The sequence below is a fragment of the Jonquetella sp. BV3C21 genome (assembly GCF_000468895.1).
Lineage (GTDB): Bacteria > Synergistota > Synergistia > Synergistales > Dethiosulfovibrionaceae > Jonquetella > Jonquetella anthropi.
In genome coordinates, this window is the sequence record NZ_AWWC01000002.1 from 1 (window position 1) to 8,945 (window position 8,945).

The following is an 8,945-nucleotide window of genomic DNA, read 5'->3' on the forward strand; positions in this document are numbered from 1 at the left end:
GTTCTTAAGAGTCTGTTCAGTCATGGCTCCGCCTCCTTATCGTTTCAGCTTCGGGTCAAGCGCGTCGCGCAGACCGTCGCCCACGAAGTTCAACGCCAGTATGGTGATCATGATGGCCAAGCCGGGGAACAAGGTCATGTAGGGGTAGTCGCGAATATAGCTTCGCCCGCCGGAAAGCATGGCGCCCCACTCGGGCGTGGGCGGCTGAATGCCCAGACCGATGAAGCTCAGGCCGGCGGCAGAAAGAATTGCGCTGGCAACGCCAATCGTCGCTTGAACAATCAACGGGGCCATACTATTGGGAAGAATGTGCTTAAGAATGATTCGCCAGTCTGAGCTGCCGACAGCTCTCGCCGCCTCGACGAACTCCTGACCTCGAAGCGTCAGGACGGCCCCTCGGACAATTCGCGCGTAATGCGGCATAGAAGCAAAACCCACGGCAACCATCAAGTTGAACAGTCCCGGCCCAAGCGACGCTGCAATTGAAATCGCCAGCATCATCTGCGGAATTGACAAAAGAATATCCATGCCTCGCATGATAATGTTGTCTAATTTTCCGCCGTAGTAGCCGGCAAGCGCTCCCAAAAGGCCGCCCGCTACAGTTGAAATTCCAACTGCAATGAATCCAACAAAAAGAGAAATTCTCGCGCCGTAAACTATTCTGCTGAATATGTCTCGCCCAAACTCATCGGTGCCGAACCAAAACTCTTTGCACGGCGCAGTGTATGCCATCATCAAGTTCTGCTTAGAAAATTTGAATGGCGCGATCTTATCGGCAAATATGGCCGTGAGAAAAAGTAATATAACAATAGCTAACCCAAAAACAGCCAACGGGTTATGACAAAACTGATGCCAAATTGCCCGAAATCCTCGTAGGTTTTTCTTTTTTTTCACGCTGTCAGTCATTTTCGGTCCCCTCACTTGTACTGCGCCTTAATGCGCGGATCGACGTACGCATAGAGCAAGTCGACCAATAAATTGACTAAGCTAACCGAAAATGCGATAAACAGCACCCCGCCTTGGACTGTCGGATAGTCCCGCATCTTGATCGAATCGACCATCAGCCGGCCGACGCCAGGTATGGAGAAAATTGATTCGGTTAAAAGCGCACCACCCAGCAGGTTGCCAAACTGCAAGCCAGCAACGGTAATGATAGGAATCAACGCATTTGGAAGCGCGTGGCTCCAAATGACGCGAGACTCCTTCTGTCCCTTGGCGCGAGCAGTGCGAATGTAGTCCTGACGGATAACCTCCAACATTGAGGACCGGGTCATTCGGGTAAGAATTGCTAAAGAGCCAAACGCCAGTGAGAGCGACGGCAATATCATCGCTGAAAACGTGCTGAACCCGGAAGAAGGGAACCACCCCAGTTGAACTGAAAAAAACAGAATCAACAACAGCCCCAGCCAAAAGGAGGGCATAGAGATACCGATTAAAGCAAACACCAGCACGACCGAGTCAAGAAAAGAATATTGCTTAATCGCCGATACTATCCCTAAAGGAATTCCGATCAACACTGAAAAAAGGGTTGCAAGCCCTGCCAGAAGGCAGGTGTTTGGAAATGCAGAAAGGACGTCTGCGAGAACGGCATGCTTGGTAATATACGAAGTACCAATATCTTGATTGAAAACAGCGTTATAGAGGTATCGTCCAAACTGAACAAAAAAAGGATCATTCAGTCCCTGAGCAGCTCTGAACTGCGTTAATGCCTCCTCACTTGCCTGCTCACCTAAAATCAATTTCGCCGGATCCCCTGGCGTCAAATACAGCATCGTGAAAATCACGAAGGCAACGCCTACCAATACCGGCACCATCGAAAACAACCGTTTAAATATGTATCGATGCATGCTCCAGTCTCCTCCTTACCCTCTCGATAGCCCTCTTTTGCGTCTCCTGACACAACGTTACCCGATTAAACCGCCACCGTCATTATTATCAAACAACATATAACAGCGATTTTTTGATTTATAAACACTAAACGCCCTCGGAAAATCCGCCGTGATACTTTTATAACAATAATAACGCGATATTTTTAGCTTTTAGAGACAAAAAACATGGCCGCCTGTCAGTCAGGCGGCCATGAGTGTAGCGTTTTTTGGATTTTTTTACGGCTATTTCCTATGATTTTCATCAAATATGTTCATTCGGTACATCTTGAACGCTATCCCGAGCGAGAGCCTTTTGTCGCTGTCATTCAAGTCGGCGCGGAGAAGCTCTCTGATTTTGTCGTACCGATACCGCAGCGTGTTGTAGTGAATCGAAAGGTCATCAGCCGCCTGTTTGAGCTGCCAATTGCTCTTGATGACCGCTTCCAGCGTGATGAGCAGGTCGCTGTTGTGCTCTTTGTCGTGCTGAATCAGAGGCTGAAGCTGCTCTTCACAGAAGTTTTTCGCGTCCGGCGTGTTGCAGATCGGCGCGATGAAGGAGAAAATGCCCAGTTCGTCCCAGTCAATGATGTGGTTGCCGCACTTGAGGCTGCGAACAATTTCTAGGGCTTTTTTCGCTTCGGTGTAGCTTTCGTGAGCGAGAAAGGCGCTCTCTTTGAACCGTCCTGTGGCTATTGTGACTGTGGCCTCGGTTCGCTTGGCGATTTGCTCCTGAATTTTGAGAAGGTCTTCGCGCCCAATATGCCGGCTCGGCGGTTCGGGGGAGAAGTCCAAGAAGACGATCGCGTCGCTCATGGTGCTGTAAGGCATTTTCGAGTAAACCCGCCGTATGCCTTCGACGGCAATGGAAGAAACCATTTGACGCCGCTCTTCAAGCTGAGCATACGGCGTTTCACTGCCGTCAGGCCGGCGTTTTTCCGGGTCAATCTGGACGACGATTGCCCGCACCCACCCGGACAGATCCCAGCCGAACCGGTGGGCCCGCCGGGTAAGATCCCGTTCGTGTTTGACGTTGTTTAAGATCAGGTCCTGCACAAATTCGTTCCGGTAGCGATATTCCACTTCCCGGCTGGCGATATCCCGCTGAACGAGCAGCATCAGAGCCGTCGCGGCGTGCTGAGCCGCCGTCTGCAGCTGTCTGTCCTGCTTCTGTTCTCCCGGTGCGGAGTTCAGAAACAGATAGCCGTAGACGTTGTCGCCGGACTGAATTTTTCGGCACAGGTATTTGTCCTGCAGCTCCCTCAGGGCAAGCCCAAAGACGTCCTCCCGAAATGCCTCGTTTTTCGCCGAGCAGTAGCGCTCCCGGGACGGAAGGCTGAAAAACGCGACGTCCTCCCGTGAGAACAGCTGCAGGTTGTAAAGCACCTGATCAATGCCGCCGCCTTCAACCAATAAGTCGGAAAACGATCGAAGAACCATTTCTGAAAAGCGAATATCACCGGCCTGTTCGTTGATGATCCGGCTCAAAATCGGCGTGATGACGTCGGTAAAGGCCAGCTGAATGGGAATTTCCAGTATGGCGAGCCCTATTTTGTCTGCCGTGTCCTTGACTTGTTCCGGCAACTGCCCGATGAAGCGGCCGAGTTTGACGCCGAGCGCAGCCGCTCCGGCGGCATTGAGGTCGTTCACCAGCGAAAGCAGCTGTTCCGGGTTTTCTCTGGCGAGATACGCAGAGGTGAGCACCAATTCACCGCCGTGAAGCCAGCGGCTGATGTCCGGCGCTTCCATGACGTTGACGTTCCTGACCGGGCGTTCAAGCCCGCTTGCGCCTGCCAGCAGGCGTATTCCCTCAAGTTCGGACATGTCGAGCAAGTCCCGAACGACTAGCGGCATGCGAAACCTCTCCTTCCCCTTATCCTCCCGCTTCCGGCAGGCCTTACTTTTCCAAGTTCATCAGGTACTGCAGGCAGGTGCGGACGCCGAACGACGAGGCCCCGGCGCTGTAGCAGTCAAACGCGCTTTCGTAATAGTCGACGCTGGCGATGTCCAAGTGAATCCAGCTGGTTCCCGGCACGACGAATTCCCGAAGGAACATGCCGGCGGTGATGGCGCCGCCGCCCGGGCCGGCAGAGTTTTTCACGTCCGCGAAGGGCGTAGAAATTTTCTCTTTGAGCTTGTCGTCGTCCAACGGGAAGTAATGGAACCGTTCGCCGACTGCCTTGCCCGCGTCAATAATGGCTTGAGCCAGAGCGGCGTCGTCTCCCAGAGCCCCGGCCGTGTAGCCACCCAGAGCCGTTCCGATCGCGCCGGTGAGCGTGGCCATGTCAATAAGGGCGTCGGGCTTCAGCTCGCAGGCGTAGGCCAGAGCGTCGGCGAGCGTCAGCCGGCCTTCGGCGTCGGTGTTTTTCACTTCAATGGTCTTGCCGTTTTTGGCTCGGATGATGTCGTCTACCCGGTAGGCGTCGCCGTCGGGCATGTTCTCCACCGCGCCAAAGATCCCGTGAACTTCCAGCGAAGGACGAAGGGCTGCAACGGCTTCCATGATGCCCAGCACGTTGCACGCGCCAGTTTTGTCCCCTTTCATGGTGATCATGCCGTCTCGGGTCTTGATGCTCAGCCCGCCGCTGTCAAAGGTGACCGACTTGCCGACAAAGACGACTCGCTTGGGGTTTTCGATGCCTTGAGGCCGGTAGACCATGTGGACGAACCGAGGCCGTTTGGCCGAGCCGCGGCCAACGGCAAACAGGGCTTCCATGCCCATTTCGTGAATTTGCCCTTCGTCGTACACGGTGCATTCCAGTCCGCCGGCGCGGGCGACTTCCTGCGCGCAGTGGGCCATTTCGGCCGGCCCGATGACGTTGCCCGGCTCGTTGGCCAAGCTTCTGGAACGAATCTGGCCGCCGGCAAACGCTCCCGCTCGCTTCAGCCCAATCTCGGTTCCGTCGAGGAAGACTTCTTCCGGTCCGGCGTATTTGGGCCGGGCGGTCCGATATTTGTCAAAACAGTAGTCGCCCAGAAGAATGCCTTCGGCGGCAGCCTGCGTCAGCCGATCGTCAAGGGCTTCGGGGAAGTAGAGCCGGATGGCCTTGATTCCCCGACCGTCCAGTTCCCGCTGCAGGTTTGCGCAGCCGTTCCGCAGGGCCCGCGCCAAACACCCTTCGGCCGGGAGCTCGGCTAAAATCACCCTAGGCGTTTTCTTATCCGCTGTTGGAATAAGGTGCCATCCGGCCTTTCCGGGCTCAAGTCCGGTCAGAGAACGAAGGGCCCGGCCGATTTCAAGAAGGCCGGCAGGAGCCTGCGGCTCCTTCTCTCCACGGTAAAAAAGGACTGGGACTGCGTCCGAACCGGCAGCTGCCGCTGAAACGACTTTTACTGTCATTGTTATCTCCTCCTGTCTAACGTCAACGGATGTTCTTTGTTACTTTACCACAAAATGGGACCGACAAGCTCAGAGAAATTCAACAGTTACCGAAAAACGACATTTTTTTATCTCAATCTCACGGAGTAATCTTGCACGGGTAAGTTGTTTATCGGATAATAGATCGCGTCAGGGGGTTCTACAGGGGGACACCCGACAGCTCTGGCTTGCCGGAGTTTATTTGACAAGGGAGGTATTGTGAATGTCCAAAAAGTTTTTTGCGTTGCTGGCTGGCATGTGCCTTTTCGCAGGCGCCGCTTGGGCAAAGGGCGATACACTGACCGTCGCGAACATCTACGACGCCAAGTCGCTTGACCCGGTGGCATCCAACGACGTGGCCTCGGCGGGTGTCTGCATCCACATCTATGACAACCTGCTGACGATCACCAACGACAACAAGCTCGTTCCTCAGCTGGCCACAAAGTGGGAGCAGATCGATCCCAAGACCTTCAAGTTCTACCTTCGTCAGGGCGTCAAGTTCCACAATGGCGAGCCGTTCACTGCCGACGACGTGGTTTACACGGTCAACCGGGCGAAGTCCGACGTGGGCGCCGCTATGAAGCAGTACACCGATCCTATCGACTCGGTCGAGAAGATCGATGACTACACGGTTGTGTTCCACCTCAAGTACCCCTACACGCCGTTCGTCATGACCCTGACCCACATGTGGGGCGGCATCGTCAACAAGAAGGCCGTCGAGGCGGCTGGCGACAGTTACGGCATGAACCCGGTCGGAACCGGCGCGTTCAAGTTCGTCTCTTGGGCGAAGAACGATCGGATCACCCTTGAGCGCAACGACGACTACTGGGGCGACAAGCCGGCATATAAGACGCTGGTCATGCGCTCGATTTCCGAGGACAACAGCCGGACCATCGCTCTTGAAAGCGGCGACGTTGACATCGCCTACCAGATCAGCCCGATGGACATTCAGAGAGTCGAAGAGAACCCGGACCTTGAGATTCACCGGGTCAACACCACGTCCATCACTTACTTGGGCATGAACTGCAGCAAGAAGCCTTTGGACGACGTCCGCGTCCGTCAGGCGATTTGGTACGCCCTTGACGTTCCGACGATTCACGATGCGGCTTGGCACGGCGTTGGTTCTATTCCGAAATCCGCCATTTCCCCCGAGATCCTGTACTCGGCCACTGACCTGCCCCAGTACACTCTGAACGTTGAGAAGGCGAAAGAGCTGCTGAAGGAAGCGGGAGTTCAGCTGCCTCTGCACATTGAGCTGTGGACCAACGAGCTGCAGCAGCGGCAGGATATGGCCCAGATGATTCAGGCTTACTTGAAGGCCGTCGACATCCAGGTTGACATCAAGGTTCTGGAGTGGGGCGCTTACCTCTCCGGCCTGACGGAAAAGAAGCACGACATGTTCATCCTTGGCTGGTCCGCCTCCGTGCCCGATCCTGACGTGGCAGTGTACGGCGTTCTGGCTTCCAAGGGACCTTCCAACTACACGTACTTCTCCGATCCGACTCTTGACGAGCTGCTTGAGAAGGGCCGCCAGCTGCCCAGCGGCGACGAGCGGCAGGCCACGTACCACAAGGCCCAGGAAGAGATTCACAAACAGGCTCCGTGGGTTTACCTGCACCTGTCCGAGGACGCCCAGGGCGCTCAGAAGTACGTGAAGAACTTCTTCCCCAGCCCGATCAGCTACACCAGACTGACCGGCGTTACCTTTGAAGAGTAGCGCTTCCTGATTCAGGCAGAACCACATTGTTCCCAGATGGAGCTCGCCGCTGTGAGGAGACCGAGCGGCGGGCTCCTTTTTTGAGAGCCCCTGCCGCCCGTCCATAGACTGGCGGCCAAGATTCAGCTGAGGGGTTGACCCGTCACACGAGGGGGATGTGAATGTACCGGTATATCTTTCGCAGAATTTTTGCCCTGATTCCGGTGATGGTCGGCGTGGCGTTCATTGTGTTCTCGCTGCTGTTCATCACCCCGGGCGATCCGGCCCGCATCGTTTTAGGAGACCAAGCGCCGCAGTCGGCTATCGAAGTGTTCCGCGCCAAACAAGGCCTGGACGATCCGTTTTTGATTCAGTTCGGACGGTATCTCTACAAGGCTGCGGTCAAGCAGGACTTGGGGATTTCGTACGTCACCAAGACCCCGGTCAGCAATACCATTCTCGCGGCTTTCCCCGCCACCGTGAAGCTGGCGGCTTTTTCCATGATCATCGCCGTGCTTATCGGCATTCCCTGCGGAATTATCTCCGCGATCAAGCAGTACTCTATCTTCGACACGATCACCATGGTGTTCGCCATGGTGGGGCTTTCTATGCCCGTTTTCTGGCTGGGCCTGCTGCTGATCCTCTTCTTCTCCGTCCGGCTCCGCTGGCTGCCGTCGTCAGGGTTCAACACGTTTAAGTCGATGATCCTGCCGTCCGTGTCGCTGTCCGCTCAGGCTATTTCGATGATTACCCGAATGACCCGGTCCTCCATGCTGGAGGTTATCCGTCAGGACTACATCCGCACCGCCCGCGCCAAGGGACAGAAAGAGTCGGTCATTATCTGGCATCACGCTCTGCCCAACGCCTTGATCCCGATCGTCACCATTACCGGGCTCCAGTTCGGCGGGCTTCTGGGCGGCGCCGTGCTCACCGAGTCGGTGTTCTCCGTCCCCGGCGTCGGCCGGCTGATGGTCGATTCCATCAAGATGCGCGACTACCCGATGGTTCAGGGCGGCGTGCTGTACGTCGCTCTGGCGTTCTGTTTGGTCAACCTGCTGGTCGACCTGCTGTACGCCTACATCGACCCGCGCATTAAGGCGCAGTACAAGTAGGGTGACGACGATGGCAAACAAGAAGAAGGTCCCGCCCCAACAGGGCATTGCCGGCGTCCTCTACCGCCTCAGCCGCTCCCCGCTGGCAGTCTTCGGGCTGCTGGTCGTGGCTGTCCTCATCTTTGCGGCTATTTTTGCCACTCAGATCGCCCCGTACGGTCAGGCAGATATGAACTTGGCGAACCGGTTCATGTTCCCTTCGTCTGCTCACTGGTTCGGCACCGATGAGTTCGGCCGGGATATCCTGAGCCGAATCATTTTCGGCGCCCGCATTTCCCTTCAAGTGGGCTTGATCGCCGTTGGCATTTCTCTGGTCTGCGGCGGCCTGCTGGGCGCGATTGCCGGCTACTACGGCGGCAGGCTTGACAACGTGATCATGAGAGCCATGGACGTGCTTTTGGCTATCCCGGGAACCCTTTTGGCCATCGCCATTGCGGCGTCGCTCGGGCCCGGCCTTTACAACTTAATGATCGCGGTCGGCATTTCGGCCGTCCCGAGCTACGCGCGTATCGTCCGAGGTTCCGTTCTGACCCTGCAGGGTCAGGAGTTCGTCGAGGCGGCGCGAGCCGTCGGCAGCTCGGACTGGCGAATCATCATGAAGCACATCATCCCCAACAGTATGGCTCCGATCATCGTCCAGTCCACGCTGGGCGTCGCCAGCGCGATTTTGAACGCTGCCGGCCTGAGCTTCATCGGTCTGGGCATTCAGCCGCCCACGCCCGAGTGGGGCGCCATGCTCTCCGGCGGACGGAGCTATATCCGCAACTACCCCTACATGACCCTGTTCCCCGGCTTGGCCATCATGATTACGATCATGGCACTGAACTTTTTAGGCGACGGTCTGCGCGACGCGCTCGACCCGAAGCTGAAGCGGTAAGGAGGCGGAAGTCATGACAGATCTGACTGCAAAGAAA

At 56.0% G+C, this 8,945-nt stretch carries 7 protein-coding genes; 3 read left to right on the forward strand and 4 right to left on the reverse strand.

Translation table 11 applies throughout. From position 1 onward, the window contains the following. Positions 1-36: 36 nt before the first annotated feature. From HMPREF1249_RS00375 to HMPREF1249_RS00390, 4 genes are all read right to left on the reverse strand, one after another. Positions 37-906 carry an ABC transporter permease gene (locus HMPREF1249_RS00375; protein WP_008522995.1) on the reverse strand — a complete coding sequence of 290 codons (870 nt, stop codon included), beginning with the start codon at positions 904-906 and terminating at the stop codon, positions 37-39. An 11-nt stretch (positions 907-917) separates the two neighbouring features. Continuing rightward, entirely contained in the window at positions 918-1,847 is a 930-nt protein-coding gene (gene nikB / locus HMPREF1249_RS00380) for a nickel ABC transporter permease (RefSeq protein WP_008521390.1), read from the reverse strand. Between the two features lie 264 nt (positions 1,848-2,111). Then, positions 2,112-3,719 carry a PucR family transcriptional regulator gene (locus tag HMPREF1249_RS00385; protein WP_008522996.1) on the reverse strand — a complete coding sequence of 536 codons (1,608 nt, stop codon included), beginning with the start codon at positions 3,717-3,719 and terminating at the stop codon, positions 2,112-2,114. A gap of 43 nt (positions 3,720-3,762) precedes the next feature. Further along, on the reverse strand, positions 3,763-5,205 hold the full coding sequence (locus HMPREF1249_RS00390; protein WP_008521392.1) for a leucyl aminopeptidase family protein: 1,443 nt from the start codon (positions 5,203-5,205) through the stop codon (positions 3,763-3,765). A 241-nt stretch (positions 5,206-5,446) separates the two neighbouring features. Here HMPREF1249_RS00390 and HMPREF1249_RS00395 point away from each other — a divergent pair, with 241 nt between their 5' ends. From HMPREF1249_RS00395 to HMPREF1249_RS00405, 3 genes are all read left to right on the forward strand, one after another. Then, positions 5,447-6,940: an ABC transporter substrate-binding protein gene (locus HMPREF1249_RS00395; RefSeq protein WP_008522997.1), complete on the forward strand. Its 1,494-nt coding sequence runs from the start codon at positions 5,447-5,449 to the stop codon at positions 6,938-6,940. Between the two features lie 161 nt (positions 6,941-7,101). Further along, the gene (gene nikB / locus HMPREF1249_RS00400; protein ID WP_008521396.1) at positions 7,102-8,031 is read left to right on the forward strand and encodes a nickel ABC transporter permease; all 930 of its coding nucleotides are present in this window, start codon (positions 7,102-7,104) and stop codon (positions 8,029-8,031) included. A gap of 10 nt (positions 8,032-8,041) precedes the next feature. Next, positions 8,042-8,908 (forward strand): ABC transporter permease, encoded by an 867-nt coding sequence (locus tag HMPREF1249_RS00405; protein WP_008521397.1) that lies wholly within the window; start codon positions 8,042-8,044, stop codon positions 8,906-8,908. The last annotated feature ends 37 nt before the right edge of the window (positions 8,909-8,945 follow it).

Excerpts from the sequence above, each read along its gene's own strand:
- HMPREF1249_RS00405 (WP_008521397.1), top strand. The coding sequence starts at position 8,042 with ATGGCAAACAAGAAGAAGGTCCCGCCCCAACAGGGCATTGCCGGCGTC.
- HMPREF1249_RS00395 (WP_008522997.1), top strand. The coding sequence starts at position 5,447 with ATGTCCAAAAAGTTTTTTGCGTTGCTGGCTGGCATGTGCCTTTTCGCA.
- HMPREF1249_RS00385 (WP_008522996.1), bottom strand. The coding sequence starts at position 3,719 with ATGCCGCTAGTCGTTCGGGACTTGCTCGACATGTCCGAACTTGAGGGA.
- nikB (WP_008521396.1), top strand. The coding sequence starts at position 7,102 with ATGTACCGGTATATCTTTCGCAGAATTTTTGCCCTGATTCCGGTGATG.
- HMPREF1249_RS00390 (WP_008521392.1), bottom strand. The coding sequence starts at position 5,205 with ATGACAGTAAAAGTCGTTTCAGCGGCAGCTGCCGGTTCGGACGCAGTC.
- nikB (WP_008521390.1), bottom strand. The coding sequence starts at position 1,847 with ATGCATCGATACATATTTAAACGGTTGTTTTCGATGGTGCCGGTATTG.
- HMPREF1249_RS00375 (WP_008522995.1), bottom strand. The coding sequence starts at position 906 with ATGACTGACAGCGTGAAAAAAAAGAAAAACCTACGAGGATTTCGGGCA.